The sequence below is a fragment of the Paucibacter sp. KCTC 42545 genome (assembly GCF_001477625.1).
GTDB lineage: Bacteria > Pseudomonadota > Gammaproteobacteria > Burkholderiales > Burkholderiaceae_C > Paucibacter_A.
This window is the reverse complement of record NZ_CP013692.1, coordinates 4,467,314-4,485,767: the sequence shown is the minus strand read 5'-3', so window position 1 is coordinate 4,485,767 and position 18,454 is coordinate 4,467,314. Positions and strand designations below refer to the sequence as shown.

Genomic DNA, 18,454 nt, shown 5'->3' with positions numbered 1-18,454 from the left:
ATGGCAAAGGCACCAGCCAAGCCGGGCCTATAGTCCCGCTTAGGATGACAGCCCTGAGTAGCCAGGGCCTGTCGCGAGCCGGCACCCCATTCACTCAAACCCAACCAGGAGCAGCATCCCATGGCCAAGAAGGCAGCAACCAGCAAGGGCAAGAACATCGGCAGCAGCGCGATCAATATCGGCATCTCCGACAAAGACCGCGCCGCGGTCGCCAGCGGCTTGGCGCATTTGCTGGCCGACACCTACACCCTCTACCTGACCACGCACAACTTCCACTGGAATGTGACGGGGCCGATGTTCAACACCCTGCACACCATGTTCATGGCGCAGTACACCGAACTGTGGAATGCGGTGGACCCGATTGCCGAACGCATCCGCAGCCTGGGCCATGTGGCGCCGGGCTCTTATGCACAGTTCGCGCAGCTGAGCTCGCTGTCCGACGCCCCCACCACGCCACCCAAGGCGCTGGAGATGGTGCGCATTCTGGTGGAAGGCCATGAGGCCGTGGCGCGCACCGCCCGCAAGCTCTTCCCCGCCGTGGAAAAAGCCGCCGACGAGCCCAGCGCCGACCTGCTCACCCAACGCCTGACGGTGCACGAGCAAACCGCCTGGATGCTGCGCAGCCTGCTGGAAGAGTAAGCACAGGCGAGGCCGCAGCGCAGGCTGCGCCCGCTGATTGGCCAAACCTGCGAGACCTGGCCAGCGCGCAATTTCAAGTGATCCACAAGGCCCCGGCTGTCTCAGCGCCGGGGCCTTTTCTTTGTGGCCACGGCATCGCAAGCCGATAGCGAACAGCAGTCAGCACGCACCACCATCAAATCTAAATGCGAATTATTCGCATGTACTGTGTTATGCTGCGGAGCAATGACCGGTGCCCTTGCGTCCAGAGACGCTGAGCTGGGCGCCCTTCCGGTCACCCTGATCCCTGCTTTCCTCTGCACCAGCCAGCCACTGTGAGCCAGCCCGTGTGTCATCACTTCGGACTGATTCCCTATGCTGCGCAAGACTCCCGTCGCGCTGGCGCTCGCTGCGCTATGCCTGCCCTTTAGCCCGTCGATCGGCTGGGCGCAAAACTCCACAACGAATTCAGCACCAGCGCCCGACAACAGTGTTGCGCTGAGTGAAGTCACCGTCAGCAGCACACGCACCGAGCGCAGCACTGACGCAGTGCCGAACACGGTCAGCGTCTACGGCAAGAAAAAGCTGGCGCAGCGGGATGCCCGCGACCTCAAAGCCTTGCTGGATCAAGAGGTCGATCTGGCGGTGCGCGCGGCGTCACCGCGCTTCACAGCGGCAGGTGCGGCCACCGGCCGCGGCGGAAATGAGGGGCTCAATATCCGCGGCCTGGAAGGCAATCAGGTGCTGATGCTGGTGGACGGCATTCGCTTGCCGCAAAGCTTCAACTTCGGCGCTTTCTCCAGCGGCCGACTCGATTACACCGAGATGGACACCCTGGCCGGCGCCGAAGTGCTGCGCGGCCCCGCTTCGGCGCAATACGGCAGTGACGGCCTCGCCGGCGCACTCAGCCTGCGCACCCTCAGCCCGGAGGACCTGCTGGTGAACGGCAAGACCACGGGCGGCTTTGCGCGCGCGAGTTGGTTGTCGGTCGATCGCTCCCTCGGGCTGTCCGGCGCGGTGGCTGGCCGCAGCGGCGACTGGACTGGCTTGCTCTTGCTGAGCAGCCGCAGCGGGCACGAAACCGAAAGCCACGGCGATAACCAAGCCCCTAAAAGCAGCCGCACCGCGGCCAACCCAGCCGATATCAGCAGCAAGAGCTGGCTGCTCAAGACCGGCTTGCGCATCAATGGCCAACACCAGGTTCAAGCCACCGCGGAAGGCCGACGCCGCCAGGTGGACACCGATGTGCTCTCGGCACGCGCCGAAACCGTCAACGCCAAGACGCCCAGCGCCGTCGTCGATCTGCAAGCGCAAGACCGCTTGGAGCGACAACGCTTTTCGCTGGAGCATCGCTTTGAGGACCTGAACGCCAGCTGGCTGCATGCCTTGAAGACCCAGTTCTATGTGCAAGACAGCGAGACCCGGCAATTTGCCAGCGAAGACCGCCACATCTCGCCCGACCGCACCCGATCGGGCCAATACCGCGAGCGTCTGCTCGGCCTGAGCAGCCAAGCCCAGACCCAGCTGCCCGGCCAAGTGATCAGTTATGGCCTGGACCTGAGCCGCAACCGCATCCAAGCGCTGCGTGACGGCACGGTGCCGCCCGCCGGCGAGACCTTCCCCAGCAAACCCTTCCCTGACACCGACTACACCCAACTGGGCGGCTTCGTTCAAAGCGAGCTGGCAGCAGGCAACTTCAGCTTGGTGCCCGGCCTGCGCTACGACAGCTATCGCCTGGCCCCCAAGCCCGAGGGCTACAGCGGCACGGCCGTGCGCCTCAGCGACCAGGCCCTGACGCCAAGGCTGGGCCTGGTCTGGCGCGCCACTGAGCAATTGCAGCCCTATGCCCAATGGGCCTTGGGCTTCCGCGCACCTGCGCCCGACCAGGTCAACAATGGCTTTGCCAATCCGGTCCACGGCTATATGAGCATCGGCAATCCCGAGCTCAAAGCCGAGCATGCCAACAGCCTGGAAGCCGGCTTGCGCGGCCAGCCGATCAGCGGCCTGCGTTGGCAACTCAGTGCTTACTACAACCGCTACAAAGACTTCATCAGCCAGCAAGTGGTGCGCGGCAGCGGCCGGCCGAACGATCCGCTGGTGTTCCAGTACATCAACTTGCAGCAAGCGCAGATCCGCGGCGCTGAGGCAAGGCTGATCTGGCAAGCCGCACCGGGCTTGGAACTCAATGCCGCCATCGCCCACAGCCGCGGCGACAGCCAGGTCGACGGCGCCGATCGGCCACTCGACACCATTCAGCCCACCCGCGCCAGCCTCAGCGCCAAGTATGAAAGCGGCCCATGGAGCTTGCGCGCCAACTGGCTGCACAGCGCGGCCAAGCCGGCCTCACAAGTCAGCGATGCCAAGGCCTTCTTGCCGCCAAGCTTCGACGTTATTGATCTCGGCGCCTCGTATCGCATCAGCGCTGGCCTGAGCGCCAATGTCCTGATCACCAATCTGGGCGATCGCAAGTATTGGCAGTGGGCCGACGTGCGCGGCCTGGAAGCCAGCAATGCCGTGCTTGACGCCTACACCGCACCCGGCCGGCAGGTCCAGCTCTCGCTGCGCGCCGACTTCTGATTCCCCCTACCCAGGAGCCCCCTATGCAAACCCGCTACAGCGATCTGCGCCAAGCCTTCACCTCGGCGCGCCAACAACACCGAGCCCGCCATCGCGATATTGCCGAGTCACTGGCCATCAGCGAGGGCGAGTTGATCGCCTCCCATGTCGGCCACTTCGAAGCGCAGGAGTCGCCGCTGCAGGCCTTGCGGCTGAAGGCCGAGTGGCCCGAGCTGATCGCCGCCCTGGAGCCTTTGGGCGAACTGATGGCGCTGACCCGCAACGCCTCTTGCGTGCACGAAAAAGTGGGCATATACCGCGAGGCCTCGGCCCAGCACGGCGTGGGCCTGGTGCTCGGCGAGATCGATTTGCGCCTGTTCTATCGCGTCTGGTCGCATGGCTTTGCGGTCAGCGAGCGCCTGTCCGACGGGGCTTTGCAACGCAGCTTGCAGTTCTTTGATGCGGCGGGCTCGGCCATCCACAAAGTCTTCCTGCGCCCACAAAGCGATCTGGCCGCTTACACCGCATTGCTGAGCGCCTTTACGGCCGAAGACCAAACGCCCGGCCTTGAACTCGGGCCGGTGCCCGCCGAGCCCAGCGAGCGCAGCGACGCCGACATCGACGTGCCTGGCCTGCGCGCGGCCTGGGCCTCCTTGCGCGATACGCATGACTTCTTCGGCCTCTTGAAGCGCTTTGGCGTCAGCCGAACCCAAGCCCTGCGGCTCGCGGATGCGCAGTTTGTCCAGCCACTGCCGATCGGCAGCGTGCACGAACTCATCAGCCGTGCCGCCCAGCAGGGCGTGTCCATCATGGTCTTCGTCGGCAACCCCGGCCTGATCCAGATCCACACCGGGCCGGTGCAAAAAGTGGCCGTCATGGGGCCCTGGATCAACATCCTGGATCCCGGCTTCAATCTCCATCTGCGGGAGGATCACATCGCGCAGGTCTGGCTGGTGCGCAAGCCCACCGTTGATGGCCTGGTGAGTTCACTGGAACTCTTCGACGCCGAAGGCCGCAATATCGCCATGCTGTTCGGCGAACGCAAGCCGGGCCAGGCCGAACGCTGCGATTGGCGCAGCCTGCTCAACAGCCTGACCGACCCGGCGGCGGAGTTGGCCGCGTGCCCATGAAGCCCGCCCCTTACCCACGCACAGCGCTGGCGCCAACACAGCGCCGCCAATGCTTGGCCTGGGCGGCCAGCGTCGGCCTGGGCCTCGGGCTGCCGGGCGCCTGGGCGCAGGCTCCGGCCAAGACTCAAGCCTTGCGCGTCATCAGCCTGGGCGGCGCCGTGACGGAGTTGATTTACGAACTCGGCCTGCAACAGCTCTTGGTGGGCGTGGACAGCAGCTCGCTCTACCCCGCCGTGGCGCAGAAACTGCCCCAGGTCGGCTACGCCCGCACCCTGGCCACCGAAGGCCTGCTATCGCTGCAACCCAACTTGATCGTGGCCACCGAAGATGCCGGCCCTCCGGCCGTCTTGCGCCAGTTGGAAGCCGCCCGCGTTCCCCTGCATGTGCTGAGCGCCGAGCATCGTTTTGAAGGCCTGATTGAACGCTGCCTGAAACTGGGTCAATTGCTGCAGCGGCCCAGCGAAGCCCAAGCCCTGGCCGAGCGCTTGCGCCGGCAATGGCAGAGCAGCGTGGCCCAAGTGCAGCAGCTGCAAGCCAGCGCCAACGCCAGCCGCCCGCCTCGGGTGATGTTCGTGTTGGCGCATGGCCCGCAGCAGCTGCGCATTTCGGGGCAAGACACTGCAGCCGATGCCATGCTCCGCTATGCCCGGGTCGAGAACGCGGTGCAAGGCTTCAAGGGCTATAAACAGCTGACACCCGAGGCCGCGATTGCCGCCGCGCCCGACATCTTGCTGGTCACCGACCAAGGATTGGCCGCGGCCGGCAGCATTCAGGACTTTCTGAAACTGCCCGGCCTGGCCCAGACGCCCGCAGGGCGGGCGCAACGCCTTGTGTCCATGGATGCCTTGGAGCTGCTGGGCTTCGGCCCCCGTTTGCCGCTGGCCTTGAGCCGTTTGGCCACGGCGCTGCACGCCAAGGCCTGAGCCAAATTGAGCGAGAGTAGAAGGAGCGCCTGCCCATGAGCCGCCTCAATGCCAGCCTACCCGCTGCGGCGGGCTTGGATCGCCCACTTGTCCAGCCCGGCTCGCGTGCACGCCTGCTGCGCATGCTCGCCTTGCCCGCCGCCTTGCTAGGGCTCCTGCTCACGCTGAGCCAGCTGGGCGCCGTGCCGATTGGCCTGCAGGACTGGCTGCACGGGCCGTGGACTGAGGACAGCGGCAGCGCCGGCGCCCATGTGCTGTGGCAGCTGCGCCTGCCACGCATCTTGCTGGCGGCCAGCGTTGGGGCGGGGCTTGGGCTGGCGGGTGCCTTGAGCCAAGCCCTGTTCCGCAACCCGATGGCCGACCCGGCCCTGCTGGGTGTCACCAGCGGTGCGGCGGCCGCTGTGGCCCTGAGCCTGACCCTGTTCGCCGGCCTGCAACTGGCCCTGCCTGCGCCCTGGCGGGTTTGGCTGCTGCCGGCCGTCGGCTTCGCCGGCGCCTTGCTGGTGTGCTTCGCCTTGGAGCGCTTGGCGCGCTGGCTGGCACCGGGCTCCATCGCCGCGCTGCTGCTCAGCGGCCTGGCGATTCAGGCCCTGGCCTTTGCGCTGGTCGGCTTGTGCAGCCACCTGGCCACGGATGAGCAACTGCGCTCACTGAGCTTTTGGACCCTGGGTTCCTTGGCCGGCGCCAGCTGGTTGATGGTGGCGCTGATGGGTGGGGCCGTGGTGCTGGCGGCGACTCTGGCCAAACGCATGGCGCCCCGGCTCAACGCCCTGGCCCTTGGCGAGGCGGCGGCCAGCCATGTGGGCGTGCAGGTCCATAGCTTGCGATTGCAGACCATCGCCTGCGTGGCCTTGCTCAGCGCCTTGGCCGTGGCCTGGTGCGGCAGCATCGGCTTCATCGGTTTGATGGCGCCGCACCTGGCCCGCCAATGGGTGGGGGCAGACCTGCGCCGCGTGCTGCCAATCGCGATGCTGGCGGGGGCTTTGCTGCTGATGCTGGCCGACACGCTGGCGCGCACCCTGGCCATACCGGCCGAAATCCCGGTGGGCGTGTTCAGCGCCTTGATCGGTGCCCCCTGGTTTTTGTTCATGTTGCGCAAGTCGGTGCAGCGCATGGGGAGTGTTTGAGCCATGTTGATGCAAGTGCACCAAGCCTCGCTGCGCGTGGGTTCGCGCCAGCTGGGTCGCTTCAATCTGCAGCTGCGGGCCGGTGATCGCGTCGCCATCCTGGGCCCCAGCGGCGCCGGCAAATCCAGCCTGCTGAAACTGCTGGCCAAGGAGCTGCCCGCCTCTCAGGGCTCAGTCACCTTGGGCGGCCGCGATCTGCAGCATTGGTCGGCGCCCGAACTGGCGCGCCGACGCGCCGTACTGCCTCAGGCCCATGGCCTGGCATTCGCCTTGCCGGTCGAGTTGGTGGTGTCGCTCGGCCGTGTGGCACGCGAGTTCGATCCGACGCAAATGGCGCTCGTGCGCCAGGCCTTGGCGCAAGCACATGCCAGCCATCTCTGGGGGCGGCGCTTCGACACCTTGTCGGGAGGCGAGCAAGCGCGGGTGCAGTTGGCCCGCGTCTTCGCGCAGCTCTGGGATGCCGAAGGCGGCGTGCTGCTGGTGGATGAACCGCTGGCGGCGCTGGACCCCGGCTTGGTCTTGGAGCTGATGCACGCGATGCGCGAATTTGCCGCCGAGCGCGGTCATGCCTTGGTCGCGGTCTTGCACGATATGAGCCTGGCCATGAATCACTTCGAGCGCCTATGGCTCTTGAAGGACGGCCAGATCCTGGCCGATTGCGAGGCGGTTCCCGCCGTGCTGCCGCTGCTGGAACAGCTCTACGGCCTGCGCCTGCGGCTCTTGCAAGACGCCGAGGGCATGGCCTTGCTGGCCAGCCGCGCAGGCCCCGTTTCCGCGCGTCGGGTGGCGGAGGCGGCATGAGCTGGCGCATGAGCTGGCCCCTGAGGCCAGGCCTATGGCTATCGCTCATCTTGCATTCAGCCGCATTGCTTTGCTGCTGGACCTGGAGTTCAAGCGCCACGCCGCAGCGCCTGCGCGCCCAGCCCACCCAAACCGCCGATGGCGCCAGGATCAGCGCCTTCATCGTGCCTCAGCGGCGCGCTGCCAGCGAGGTGACGGAGGCGGCTTCTAGCCATGCGCAATCACGTCTGCGTCCGCGCTTACCGCCCGCTGCCGCGCTGCCCGCCCACACCACACTCACCGCCCAAGAAGCAAGCGAAGCCATCGTCCCTGCCGCGCCAACGCTCAAGCCCGCGCCCTTGCTGGCCCATACCACCGATGCGCCCGCGGCCGTCGACAGCAAGTCCCCCACGCCAGCGCCAGCACCGGCCCCCAGCAAACAGCCGCCCGAAGCCCAGTGGGTGGCGGCCAGCCTGCCGCCCGAGCATGGCCAATGCTCGGCCAGCAACACCGCCCGGCTCTATCCCGCCCTGCTGCGCGAACGCGGCCTGCAAGGGCGGGTCACGCTGCGGGTGCAAGTGGACGAACAAGGCCGCGCGACCGACATCCAGCTCAAGCAGGGCAGCGGCCTGCGTCTATTCGATGAAGCGGCCCGACTGGTCGCGCAAGCCTGTCGTTTCATCCCGGCCCGGCGTGGGGAGCAAACCGTCGCCAGCTGGGTGGAGTACCCGGTGCGCTTCACCTTGCAACAAGATCTGCTGCAATGAGTTCCATCCTCTTGCGGCCCATCGACACCAGAGCGCCCGCTCTTTTTGAGAATCTCATCCCAATGCTGCACGACTCCATGCCCGCCCGCCATGCGCCTTCACACCAAGCTCGTCCGGCCATCGCACTGCTGCTGGCGGCAGCGGCAGTGATGATGGCAACGACGACTGCCCAAGCCAGCCCCGAAGCAACAGAGCCCACGGGCGAAAGCTTGATCGATAGCCGCAGCCAAGAAGTGCTGAGCCCGGCCGACTTGTTGACGCTGATGCGCCAGAGCGACTTTGTGCTGCTGGGTGAAGTGCATGACAACCCCTTGCATCATCAGCGCCGCGGCGCGCTGCTGGCCCAGTTGCGTGCGCCCGCCGTGGCCGTTGCCGAGCACCTGCCTGCCCCTGCGCAGCTGCAGCTGCGGCCCGAACTGGATCTGCTGAGTCAACTCAGCGGCGCCGGCTTTGAGGCCAAGGCCTGGCGCTGGCCTTTGCACGAGGCTTTGTTTGAAGGGCTGAGGGCTTCGGGCATGACATTGCTCGGCGGCAATGTGGCAACCCCGCTGGCACGCCAGGTCGCACGAGAAGGCCGCGATGCCTTGCCCGACTTCGCCCGCGCGCAAATGGACGCGACACCTTTGTCAGCGCCGGGGCGCGCCGCTTTGGCCGCCGACCTGGTGCAAGGCCATTGCGGCCAACTCAGCGGCCCACGGCTCGAAGGCATGATCTGGGCGCAAGGCCTGCGCGACGCCAGCCTGTGGAGCACCATGAAAGCCGCCGCCAAGGCCGGCGCCAAACCGGTACTGCTGCTGGCCGGCAATGGTCATATCCGCAGCGACTATGGCTTGGCCTATTGGATTCAGCAGCAGGCCCCAAAAGCGCGTGTGATCAGCGTTGGGTTCGCCGAGATTGGCCAGCCCACTGCCGGCTTGTACACCCATGTCTGGCGCACGCCGGCCGCCACGCGCGATGATCCCTGCGCCGGCTTCAAGATGCCGCCTGCGACCCCCTAATTGGAGCCCCCCTCAGTGCGGCCAAACAGCCATCGAGATCGGTTAACCTCAGCGGCGTGAGCGCCTCCATCCCCACCCCATCGAAAGCCGCGCTGCGGCTGATTTTTTTCCTGCCCATGCTGCTCGCCCAAGCCTGGGCGGCGGACACGGCGGCACCGCCAGGACTGAGCTGGCAGGACGCCGTGCAGCAGCTGCAACAAGGCTCCGATCAGCTGGCCGGCGCGCGCGCAAATGTGGCCTACCGCCAGGCGCAGAGCGAAGGCGTTGCCCGGCTGGGCGGGCCCATCGTCAGCCTCTACGGCGCCGCTTACCGCTACAAGGCCAGCCTTGACCTGAACCTGGATCCGCTCAACCAGGGTCTTGGTAACGCGATCGGCCTCTTGCCGCCAGGCCTTGCCGGCTTGTTGCCGCCCCTGCCCCCGCTGCCTTCCGACTACACGCTTGAGCGGCGCAACAGCAATCAAACCGCCATCCTCAACGCGGTCTGGCCGATCTATATGGGCGGCGCGGCCGACGCAGCGCGCGGCTTGAGCAAAGCCCAGGGTGACGAGGCGCAGGCCGAGCTGAGCCATATTGAAGAAGAAGCACTGGGCCAGTTGGCGCAGCGTTACTTCCAGACCCAGCTGGCGCGCCGCGCCGCCGCTTTGCGCGAGGCGGTGGTGCAAGGCGTGGCCGAGCATGATGCGGCGCTGGAGAAGATGCTCAAGGTCGGCGTTGTGTCCCAGCTCGAACGCCTGCAGGCGCGCGCCGCGCTGGAAGATGCCCGCCACCAGGCCCGCAAGGCACGCAGCGATGCCGAGATGGCCGCGGTGGCCCTGGCCCGCAGCGTCAAGCTGGCGGGAGCGCCGCCCACGCCCAGCACACCGCTGGCCCTGCGCAGCCAGCCGCTGGCACCGCTGCAAGAGTTCATTGACCAAGCCCTGGCCCACCACCCCGGCTTGGCCAAAGTGGCCGCCAAACGCAGCCAGGCCGAGCAAGCCAAGGCCGCAGGCGACGCGCTCAACAAGCCACAGCTGTTTGCCTTTGGCCAAAGCAATTTGAGCCATAACCGCGACTGGGTGGCCGGTGTGGGCGTGCGGGTAAATCTGTGGGATTCGCTTGACCACGAGGCCTTGTCGCGCTCACACGCCAAGCAGATCGAGCAGGTCAATGCCGCCGATGCCCAGGCCCGCAGCGACATCGCCCTGCTGGTGGAAAAGCAGTGGCGCAGCGCCGAACGTGCGCGCGAGCAATTCATCGGCCTGGCGCCGCAAGACGAGCTGGGCCTGGAGCTGCTGCGCCTGCGCCAAGCCGGCCTGCGCCAGGGCACCAGCACGGCGCTTGATTTGATCGACGCCGAACTCAATCTGGCCAAGCTGCGCACCGAGCGCGCCCAAGTGGCGTATGAGTACGTGATGGCCCTGACCGGCCTGCTGCAAGCCAGCGGCCAGATTCATCGCCTGGGCGAGTTCCTGGCGCAAGCCGATCTGCGCGTCGAGTGAATCAGCGCTTCAGCAAGCAAGCCCGCAAGCAAGTAGAACGAATAGCAAAGCCATGAAACTCAAACCAAGCCAGATCGTCGCGCCCGTCCTCTTGCTGGGCCTGGGCGCCTGGGGCGTTTACGCCTTGCTGCAAGGTGGCCGCGAGCCGCCCCAGCAGCTGCAAGGCATGATGGAAGCGCAGGAAACCGATATCGCGCCCAAGCTCACCGGCCGCATCGCCGAGCTGATGGTGCAAGAGGGCCAGAAGGTCGCGCCCGGCAGCCTGCTGCTGCGCATCAACAGCCCCGAAGTCGCGGCCAAGCTGGCACAAGCCAATAGCGCCGAACTGGCTGCGCAAGCGGTGGCGCAAAAAGCCAAGAACGGCGCGCGGCCCGAAGAGATCCGCATGGCGCAAAGCAATTACGAGCGCGCCAAGGTCGGGGCCGAACTGGCCAAGAAGAGCTACGAGCGGGTGGAGAGCCTTTACAAAGACGGCCTGGTGGCACAGCAAAAGCGCGACGAGGCCGAAGCCAACTGGCATGCCTCGCAAGGCCTGGCCGATGCGGCCAAGGCGCAAGCCGATATGGCCCGCGCCGGCGCCCGCAGCGAAGACAAGGCCGCGGCCGCCGCCCAAGCCGCCCAAGTCGCCGGCGTGGTGCAGGAAGTGGAAAGCGCCCGCGCCGAGACCGAACTGCGCAGCCCGGTGGGCGGCGAAGTGGCCAAGCTGCTGGCCAAGGTGGGCGAGTTGTCGCCCGCCGGCGTGCCGGTGCTGACCGTGGTGGACTTGCAAAACCAATGGGCCGTGTTCAATGTGCGTGAAGACCAGCTGGCCCGCTTTGCCATCGGCCAGGAGTTCGACGCCGAGTTGCCCGCGCTGAAGAGCCAGGCCAAGCCGCTCACGGTGCGCTTCAAGGTCACGGCCTCGCAAGTGCTGCCGGACTTCGCCACCTGGCGCGCCACGCGTGCCAACCAGGGCTATGACTTGCGGACCTTTGAGGTCAAGGCCAAGCCACTGCAGCCGATTGCGCAAGCGCGGCCCGGGATGAGTGTGCTGGTGAAGTGAGCCTTCATCTGCCCGCCCGCCGCGTGCCTTGATGCCGCATTGACCCCACCATGCCCGAGACTCTGAGCAACCCCCGCCCCTGGCGCGACAGCTTGCGCCGCGAGTGCGCCCTGCTCTGGGCGCGCCCCTTCGACCTGGCCATGCTGAGCTGGGTGCCCTTGCTGCTGGGCCTGATGGTGATCTGGAGCTTTGCGGCGGGCCTGCCCACGCGCTTGCCCATCGGCGTGCTGGACGGCGACCACAGCGCCTTGTCGCGCCAGTTGCAGCGCATGCTGGACGGCGCGCCGGGGCTGGCGCTCAGCGCCCAGTTCAGCGACGAGCAAGCCATGCAGCGCGCCTTGCGCGCCGGCGAGGTCTATGCCGCGCTGGTGATTCCGCCCGACCTAGCGCGTAGCATCAAGCATGGCCAGGCCGGGCAGCTGGCCCTGCTGCATAACGCGCAGTTCTCCAGCCATTCGGGCCTGATTCAAAAAGACGTGCGCACGGTGGTGGCCACCTTGTCGGCCGGCATTGAGTTGACGGCACGCGAGAAGCGCGGCCAAAGCCCGCTGGCCGCCAAAGAGGCCTTCGAGCCCCTGCGCAGCAGCCTGGGCGCGCTCTACAACGGCGCGCTGAACTACCAGCAGTTTCTGGCCACCGCCCTGATCCCCGCCCTGCTGCATCTGCTGGCCATGGTCGCCGGCGGCTGGACGGTGGGGCGTGAGCTGCGCGACGCCACCGCGCCCGCCTGGCTGGCCGCCAGCGGGGGTCAGGCCTTGCCTGCGCTGCTGGCCAAGCTGGCCCCGGCCTGGCTGCTGCTGAATTTGGTGAACTTTGCCTTCTGGCTGATTCTGGGCCGCCTGGGCTTGGTGCCCGAGGGCACGCTGAGCACGCTTTTGTTACTGCACGGTTTAATGATCGCGCTCTACCTGGCGCTGGGCGCGGCGATTGCACTGGCCGGGCGCTCGCTGCGCCTGGTGCTCTCGGCCGCCGGCTTCATCACCGCGCCAGCCTTCGCTTTCTCCGGCCTGGCCTTCCCGCTGATGGCCATGCCCGAAGGTGCGCGGATGTGGGCGCAAGCCTTGCCCTTCACCTGGGTTTTGCAAGGCCAGATCGGCCTGCTGCAGGCGGGCCTGAGCCCCGCTGACCTGCAAGCCACCCTGGGCGGCTTGGCCCTGGCCAGCCTGGCGCTGCTGATGACGGCCTGCTTCATGCTGCCGCGCCTGGCCTTGCGGCCCAGCAGCTGGGGGCGGCGTTGATGAGCGGGCAAGCCGATATGTCGTGGTTCAAACACCTCGGGGCCACCCTGGCCTCGGCCCTGCGTGATCAGGGCGCATTGCTGATGCTGCTAGTGGCGCCGGTGATTTACTCTTTTTTCTACCCTTGGCCCTATTCGACGCAGGCGCTGCAGCGCGTGCCGGTGGCCATCGTCGATCAAGACCAAAGCAGCCTGAGCCGCCAGATCGTGCGCTTCGCCCAGGCCAGCCCGCGCCTGGACATGAGCGTGGTGAGCGCCGACGAGGCCGAGGCGCGCTCGCTGATGGCACGCCGCCAGATCGAAGGCTATGTGCTGCTGCCCGCCGGCATGAAGCGCGATGTGGGGCGTGGCCAGGCCGTCACCCTTCCAGTGCTGTCGGACGGCGCCTACTTCCTCACCAACAAGGTGGTGCTGAGCGGCTTTGGCGAGGTGATTGGCACCGTCTCGGCCGGCGCCGAACTCAAGACGCTCAAGGCCCGCGGCCAGCCGCCGCTGCAAGCCGAGCAGTCGCGCAGCCCGCTCAATGTGCAACTGATTGCGCTCTACAACCCCAGCGAGGGCTATGGCAGCTATGTGGTGCCAGCGGTGGCGGTGCTGATCATCCAGCAGCTGCTGCTGATCGGCACCGCGCTGTGGGTAGGCACCTGGTTTGAGCGCCGCCCGCAAGCCGGCGAGCCTGAGGCTACGCGGGACAACAGCCTCACGGCCTGGTCGGCCCGCATCGCCGCCTTCGCGCTTTTCGGCCTGCTCTCAGCGGCCTGGTACTTCGGCCTGATGTTCCCCTGGCTGGGCTACCCGCATGGCGGCAATAACGCCGGGCTGGCGCTTTTACTCCTGCCTTTTTGCTGGGGCGTGGCCGCGCTGGGCGTGGCCCTGGGCGCCTTGTTCGCTGACCGCGAGCGGGCCATGCAGGCACTGTTATGCACCTCGCTGCCGATTGCCTTCATCGCCGGCTTCTCCTGGCCGCGCGAATCGCTGCCGGCGGCCTTGCAGACCTTGGGCGATGCCGTGCCCGCCGTGGTCGGCATTCAGGCCTTTTTGCGCCTGAACCAAATGGGCGCGCCGCTGGAAGCGGTGGCCCCCTACGGCTGGGCGCTGCTGACGCAGGCCGCCGCCTTCACGCTGCTGGCGGCCTGGGCGGTTCAGCGCCGCTCGGGCGGCACGCCGACCGCGCTGGGCTGATCGCTCAAAGCACCGCCGCCAAGCCCGCCAGGCCCAGGCCCAATGCGGCGAGTGCGTCACCGGCGATCAGGCCGCCGCCGACCAGGGAGGTGCTGCTCATATCGTCCGGCAGATCTTGCTCGCCGGCCTTGCGCTTGGGCTTGAGGGTGTTGATCAAGCTGGAAATGGCCCCGCCGGCCGCAAACCAGGCTGAGGTAGGCAGGTTCACAAAGCCGCCGAATGAGGAGGCGTAGGGGCTAGGCAAGAGCAGCACGTCCACGCAGAAGTCAACGGCAAAGCCCTTGCGGCCGGCCTTGACGAAGCGCTGATAAGCAGAGTTCGCCTTGATCAGCTTGCGCAGCAATTCGGTGACGAAGCCGATGCCCAGACCGATCAGGATGGCGGTGGTCTGAAAAGCCTTGGGCTCGGTCAGGCTGCGCAGCACGCCGACGAATTTGAAGGTCATGGCCGAGGTCCATTGCGCCGGCGCTTCGCTCTCGCTCATCACCGTTTGGTCCAGCTTGAGCACCGGGTAGGCGGTCATGAAAAGCTGGGCAATCGCCACCGCCAGAATCGCGCCCAGCAACAAGCCCGCCACCTGGAAACGGAACTGCACCGTGCGGTTGGAGCCCAGGCGCCAGCCGGTGGAGCGGTCTTGCTGCATATCGCCGGCCACACTGCTGGAAACGAACACCACCATGGCCGCCATCAGGCCCAGCATCGGGTCTTTGAGGCCAATGCCGGCCAGGATCAGCACCGTCACCACAAAGGCAGAGGAAATCGGGTTCTGGTCGGTCAGGCCCAGCGAGATGCCGTTGACGATGGCAAACACATAGACCAAGCCCACGGCCAGCAACATATAGCCCAGCGGTTCATTGAAGAAGCTCATGCCGGCCACGATGGTGGCCACGGTCCAGCAGCCCACCCACAGCAGCAGGCGCGGCATGCTGGCACGCGGGCCAATGCCCTGGCCGACCTGCTCGGCCGGCACCTGCGCCGCCGCACTGGCGGGCGTGCTGCGCAGGCGCTTGACAGCGCGGAACATGATCAGCGTCAGGTCCACGATGGCGGCGCCCAGAATCATGCCCAGCGCGATCAGAAAGGCGATCTTGCGGAAGGGCTCACCCTCTTTCAACCAACCGATGCTGATGAAATAGGGCGCCAGAGACCAGAACACCAGGCCACCGAGGATGGCCGGAATGCCCACCCGCGCGCCCACGATCAGGCCGGCGCCAAAGGTGGAGGTCGATAACTCAATCACCCCCAACACCGCCATCTTGGCCGCTGCGATGCCGCCAACGGCACCTGCCGCCATGCCACCGAACAGGCGCGTCACCGATTGCTTGAGCAGCACCGGGTCGGTCAAGGCGCGCAAGATATTGGCCACAGCCAGGCCGGAGGGAAAGGTCAGCTGCATGCGCTCAACCAAGATGGGCGTGTAGAGCATGCCGATGCCCGCGGCCATCATGCCGATGCAAAGCATGTAAGTGACCAACTGCCAGGTCGGCACCGCCGGCATGCCCATCCAGACCATGGCTTGCACCAAGGTGCTCATGGCCATCATGCCGGCTACCGAGGCGGCCGTCGTCTGGATGTAGTTGGCGCCGTGCTTGCCTTCCGTGCCGTAGCCAAAGGTGACCACCGAACCCAGAATGCCGGCCAGCACCTGGCCACCGACGAAGAAGCCGATGGAGAAGTTCATGAAGGCAGCAGTGATGCCACCCAGCGGCCCGAGGATGAGCATGCCCACCACACCGAGCAAGAGGTAGTAAGCGGCCGAGCCGACCGGCGGCAGCCAGGCCCAGCGGCGCGTGTCCAAGGCTGCGCCCTGGGTGAAATTTGAAGTGAGAGACATGGGGGTCAACTTTGACTAGGATGGCGCGCACTGTAGTCCTCTGCGCAGCGCCGCCCCATGAGTGCTTCCACCCGCATCGCCATTCTCAGCTTTGACGGCTTCAATGAGCTGGACAGCTTCATTGCCCTGGGCCTGCTGAATCGGCTGCGACCGCTGGGCTTGCATGCCGAGCTGTGCGGGCCAGGCCACAGCGTCAGCTCGATGAACGGCGTCACCGTGCAATTGCAGCGCCCGCTGGAATGGGCCAACGAGGCCGAGGTGGTGCTGTTCGGCGCGGGGCTCTACACGCGCTCGCTTGCGCAGAACTCCGCCCTGCTGGACCGGCTGCAGCTGGACCCCCTGCGCCAGCTGATCGGCGCGCAAGGCTCGGGCAGCTTGCTGATGGCCCGCCTGGGCCTGTTGGGTGATCAGGCGGCCTGCACCGACGCGGGCAGCAAGCCCTGGCTCATCGAGGCCGGCGCCCGCGTGCTGGACGAAGCCTTCCACGCCCACGGCCCCATCGCCACCGCCAGCGGCGGCCTGGCAGCGCAATACTTGGCCACCTGGGTCATGCTCAGCAAGGCCGGTGAGGCGGCCACCCGCGAGGCCTTGCACGATGTGGCGCCGGCGGGCGAGAAGGACGAGTATGTGGCGCGGCTGATCAAGACTGTGCAAGCCTTTCTGACACCCAAAAACTGAATACAAACGGAGGAGACAAGCCTTGAGTTCATGCACGCACCGCCCCAAGCTCTCTCTCGCCTTGATGGCGCTCAGCCTGGCCGCGTGCCAGCCCAAGCCACCGGAAGCCACGGCCAAGGCCGAAGTCTCTACCCAGGTCCAGCAAGCCCATGCGGCCACGGCCAAGGCGGCAGACCTGTCTGACCCGGCCACGTTCGCCGATGCCAAACGCGGCTTCATTGCCGCGCCCAAGGGTCAGGTCAAGAATGCCGCGGGCGAGGTGATCTGGGACTACGAGGCCTTCGCCTTTGTGCAAGGTGCCGCCCCTGCCACCGTCAACCCCAGCTTGTGGCGCCAGGCCTTGCTGAACAATCAGATCGGCCTGTTCAAGGTCAGCGAAGGGATCTGGCAGCTGCGCGGCTTTGATCTGGCCAATATCACCCTGATCGAGGGCAAGACGGGCTGGATCGTGGTGGATAGCCTGACCTCGCGCGAAACCGCCGCAGCGGCCATGGCCTTTGCACGCCAGCATCTGGGCAATAAGCCGGTCTCGGCCCTGGTCTTCACCCACAGCCATGCCGACCACTTCGGCGGCGCGCTGGGCGTGCTCTCGGCCGAAGACGCCAAGGCCCGCGCCGTGCCCATCGTCGCCCCGGCCGGTTTCATGGAAGAAGCCACCAGCGAGAACCTGATGGTGGGCAGCGCCATGGCGCGGCGCTCCATGTATATGTACGGCAGCCGCCTGCCGCGCTCTGCCACCGGCCTGGTGGACGACGGCCTGGGCAAGGCCGTGGCCTATGGGCAGCTGGGCATTCTGACGCCCAACCGCCTGGTCGAGAAAGCCGACGAAGAGCTGGTGCTGGACGGCGTGCGCTTCGTCTTTCACAACGTGCCCAGCAGCGAGGCACCTTCGGAGTTCACCTTCTCACTGCCGGACCTGAAGGCTTTTGGTGGCGCTGAGCTGATGAGCCACACCTTGCACAACCTCTACACCTTGCGGGGGGCCAAGGTGCGGGACGCGCTCAAGTGGGCGGCCTATCTGGACCGCTCGCTGGCCCAGGTCCAGGGCGCCGAAGTGGTGTTCAACCAGCATCACTGGCCGGTCTGGGGCGAGGCGAAGATTCGCGACTTCATCACCAAGCAGCGCGATGTCTACAAATTCATCCACGACCAGACGGTGCACGGCATCAATGCCGGCCTGAACGGGGCCGAGATCGCCGAGACCTTGCAGCTACCCAAAGCCCTGCAAGACCATCTGAATGTGCGCGGTTATTACGGCACGGTGCGGCATAACGCGCGGGCCGTCTACCAGTTCTATATGGGCTGGTTTGACGCCCACCCGTCCAATCTGGATGCCTTGCCCGCGCAGGAGCTGGCCCAGCGCTATGTGAGCTTGGCCGGTGGCCCGGACAAGGCCCTGAGTGCGGCACAGAAAGCCTTTGATGCGGGCGACTTCCGCTGGGCCGCCGAGCTGCTGAAACACCTGGTCTACAGCCAGCCCAAGGACAAGGCTGCGGCCGAGTTGCTGGCCCGCACTTTTGAGCAGCTGGGCTATGCGGCGGAGTCCGCGCCCTGGCGCAACTTCTACCTCACCGGCGCGCTGGAGTTGCGGCAAGGCCCACCCGAAAAAGGTACCAGCACCGCCATGCTGATGGACATGTTGGAGCACACGCCCATCGAGCGTTTTTTGGAGGCGATGGCCGCAGGCATCAATGCGGGCAAGGCCGAGGGGCTACAGCTCAAGATCAATCTGGTGTTCTCAGACATTCAGGAAAGCTATGTGCTGCAGCTGGACAACTCGGTGCTGCACCACAAACAGGCCCCACCCGCCAGCGATGCCAATGCCACGCTGACGCTCAGCAAGCCTTTCTTCCTGCGCATGATGACGGGCTCGGCCGGCGCCAAAGATCTGTTGCTGTCCGATCAAACCAAGATCAGCGGCAGCACCCTGGACCTGGGCCGATTCTTCAGCCTGATCGACAAATCCAAGGGCGTCTTCCCCATCGTCACCCGCTGAGCTGGCGCAGAGAAAAGGGGCGGGGCGCGCAGCGGGACCGCCACTGCGATAATCCCGCTCTTATCTTCGAATCTGCGCGTGGGCCCTGGGGCCATCACGCCCGCC

The 18,454-nt window shown here is 66.3% G+C and carries 15 protein-coding genes; 14 read left to right on the top strand and 1 reads right to left on the bottom strand.

What is annotated here, in order from left to right; all coding sequences use genetic code 11:
- The first annotated feature begins 120 nt into the window (after positions 1-120).
- The 12 genes from AT984_RS19200 (at position 121) to AT984_RS19145 (ending at position 13,841) form a co-directional block, all read left to right on the top strand.
- The gene (locus AT984_RS19200) at positions 121-639 is read left to right on the top strand and encodes a Dps family protein (RefSeq protein ID WP_058721478.1); all 519 of its coding nucleotides are present in this window, start codon (positions 121-123) and stop codon (positions 637-639) included.
- Between the two features lie 354 nt (positions 640-993).
- Positions 994-3,195 carry a TonB-dependent hemoglobin/transferrin/lactoferrin family receptor gene (locus tag AT984_RS19195; RefSeq protein WP_058721477.1) on the top strand — a complete coding sequence of 734 codons (2,202 nt, stop codon included), beginning with the start codon at positions 994-996 and terminating at the stop codon, positions 3,193-3,195.
- A gap of 23 nt (positions 3,196-3,218) precedes the next feature.
- Positions 3,219-4,304: a hemin-degrading factor gene (locus AT984_RS19190; protein WP_058721476.1), complete on the top strand. Its 1,086-nt coding sequence runs from the start codon at positions 3,219-3,221 to the stop codon at positions 4,302-4,304.
- Positions 4,301-5,227, top strand: a complete 927-nt coding sequence (locus AT984_RS19185; RefSeq protein WP_058721475.1) for a heme/hemin ABC transporter substrate-binding protein — start codon at positions 4,301-4,303, stop codon at positions 5,225-5,227. The genes AT984_RS19190 and AT984_RS19185 overlap by 4 nt, the downstream gene beginning before the upstream one ends.
- 35 nt (positions 5,228-5,262) lie before the next feature.
- Complete coding sequence (locus AT984_RS19180) at positions 5,263-6,354, top strand: FecCD family ABC transporter permease (protein ID WP_058721474.1); 1,092 nt, start codon at positions 5,263-5,265, stop codon at positions 6,352-6,354.
- 3 nt (positions 6,355-6,357) lie between these two features.
- A complete protein-coding gene (locus tag AT984_RS19175; RefSeq protein WP_058721473.1) occupies positions 6,358-7,155 on the top strand; it encodes an ATP-binding cassette domain-containing protein in 798 nt (265 codons plus the stop codon).
- 8 nt (positions 7,156-7,163) lie between these two features.
- Positions 7,164-7,901, top strand: a complete 738-nt coding sequence (locus tag AT984_RS19170; protein ID WP_197418179.1) for an energy transducer TonB — start codon at positions 7,164-7,166, stop codon at positions 7,899-7,901.
- The gene (locus AT984_RS19165) at positions 7,898-8,899 is read left to right on the top strand and encodes a ChaN family lipoprotein (protein ID WP_082680187.1); all 1,002 of its coding nucleotides are present in this window, start codon (positions 7,898-7,900) and stop codon (positions 8,897-8,899) included. Before AT984_RS19170 ends, AT984_RS19165 begins: the two co-directional genes overlap by 4 nt.
- A 116-nt stretch (positions 8,900-9,015) precedes the next feature.
- Positions 9,016-10,380, top strand: coding sequence for a TolC family protein (locus AT984_RS19160; RefSeq protein WP_058722470.1), 1,365 nt, complete (start codon positions 9,016-9,018; stop codon positions 10,378-10,380).
- Between the two features lie 52 nt (positions 10,381-10,432).
- Complete coding sequence (locus tag AT984_RS19155) at positions 10,433-11,422, top strand: HlyD family secretion protein (protein ID WP_058721470.1); 990 nt, start codon at positions 10,433-10,435, stop codon at positions 11,420-11,422.
- Between the two features lie 50 nt (positions 11,423-11,472).
- On the top strand, positions 11,473-12,660 hold the full coding sequence (locus tag AT984_RS19150) for an ABC transporter permease (protein WP_058721469.1): 1,188 nt from the start codon (positions 11,473-11,475) through the stop codon (positions 12,658-12,660).
- On the top strand, positions 12,660-13,841 hold the full coding sequence (locus AT984_RS19145) for an ABC transporter permease (RefSeq protein ID WP_231741467.1): 1,182 nt from the start codon (positions 12,660-12,662) through the stop codon (positions 13,839-13,841). Before AT984_RS19150 ends, AT984_RS19145 begins: the two co-directional genes overlap by 1 nt.
- Positions 13,842-13,845: 4 nt before the next feature.
- On the opposite strand, the gene AT984_RS19140 is transcribed toward AT984_RS19145, so the two are convergent.
- Positions 13,846-15,675, bottom strand: a complete 1,830-nt coding sequence (locus AT984_RS19140) for an OPT/YSL family transporter (protein ID WP_058721468.1) — start codon at positions 15,673-15,675, stop codon at positions 13,846-13,848.
- Positions 15,676-15,732: 57 nt separating this feature from the next.
- Between AT984_RS19140 and AT984_RS19135 the strand changes: the two genes are divergently transcribed.
- Together AT984_RS19135 and AT984_RS19130 are read left to right on the top strand one after the other, a co-directional pair.
- Positions 15,733-16,353, top strand: a complete 621-nt coding sequence (locus tag AT984_RS19135; protein ID WP_058721467.1) for an AraC family transcriptional regulator — start codon at positions 15,733-15,735, stop codon at positions 16,351-16,353.
- A 22-nt stretch (positions 16,354-16,375) separates the two neighbouring features.
- Positions 16,376-18,349, top strand: a complete 1,974-nt coding sequence (locus AT984_RS19130; RefSeq protein WP_231741466.1) for an alkyl/aryl-sulfatase — start codon at positions 16,376-16,378, stop codon at positions 18,347-18,349.
- The last annotated feature ends 105 nt before the right edge of the window (positions 18,350-18,454 follow it).

What these genes read in the sequence shown, in the direction of transcription:
- AT984_RS19175 (WP_058721473.1), top strand. Translation starts at nt 6,358, where the DNA reads ATGTTGATGCAAGTGCACCAAGCCTCGCTGCGCGTGGGTTCGCGCCAG.
- AT984_RS19170 (WP_197418179.1), top strand. Translation starts at nt 7,164, where the DNA reads ATGAGCTGGCCCCTGAGGCCAGGCCTATGGCTATCGCTCATCTTGCAT.
- AT984_RS19145 (WP_231741467.1), top strand. Translation starts at nt 12,660, where the DNA reads ATGAGCGGGCAAGCCGATATGTCGTGGTTCAAACACCTCGGGGCCACC.
- AT984_RS19185 (WP_058721475.1), top strand. Translation starts at nt 4,301, where the DNA reads ATGAAGCCCGCCCCTTACCCACGCACAGCGCTGGCGCCAACACAGCGC.
- AT984_RS19150 (WP_058721469.1), top strand. Translation starts at nt 11,473, where the DNA reads ATGCCCGAGACTCTGAGCAACCCCCGCCCCTGGCGCGACAGCTTGCGC.
- AT984_RS19195 (WP_058721477.1), top strand. Translation starts at nt 994, where the DNA reads ATGCTGCGCAAGACTCCCGTCGCGCTGGCGCTCGCTGCGCTATGCCTG.
- AT984_RS19190 (WP_058721476.1), top strand. Translation starts at nt 3,219, where the DNA reads ATGCAAACCCGCTACAGCGATCTGCGCCAAGCCTTCACCTCGGCGCGC.
- AT984_RS19155 (WP_058721470.1), top strand. Translation starts at nt 10,433, where the DNA reads ATGAAACTCAAACCAAGCCAGATCGTCGCGCCCGTCCTCTTGCTGGGC.
- AT984_RS19165 (WP_082680187.1), top strand. Translation starts at nt 7,898, where the DNA reads ATGAGTTCCATCCTCTTGCGGCCCATCGACACCAGAGCGCCCGCTCTT.
- AT984_RS19135 (WP_058721467.1), top strand. Translation starts at nt 15,733, where the DNA reads ATGAGTGCTTCCACCCGCATCGCCATTCTCAGCTTTGACGGCTTCAAT.
- AT984_RS19140 (WP_058721468.1), bottom strand. Translation starts at nt 15,675, where the DNA reads ATGTCTCTCACTTCAAATTTCACCCAGGGCGCAGCCTTGGACACGCGC.
- AT984_RS19160 (WP_058722470.1), top strand. Translation starts at nt 9,016, where the DNA reads ATGCTGCTCGCCCAAGCCTGGGCGGCGGACACGGCGGCACCGCCAGGA.
- AT984_RS19180 (WP_058721474.1), top strand. Translation starts at nt 5,263, where the DNA reads ATGAGCCGCCTCAATGCCAGCCTACCCGCTGCGGCGGGCTTGGATCGC.
- AT984_RS19200 (WP_058721478.1), top strand. Translation starts at nt 121, where the DNA reads ATGGCCAAGAAGGCAGCAACCAGCAAGGGCAAGAACATCGGCAGCAGC.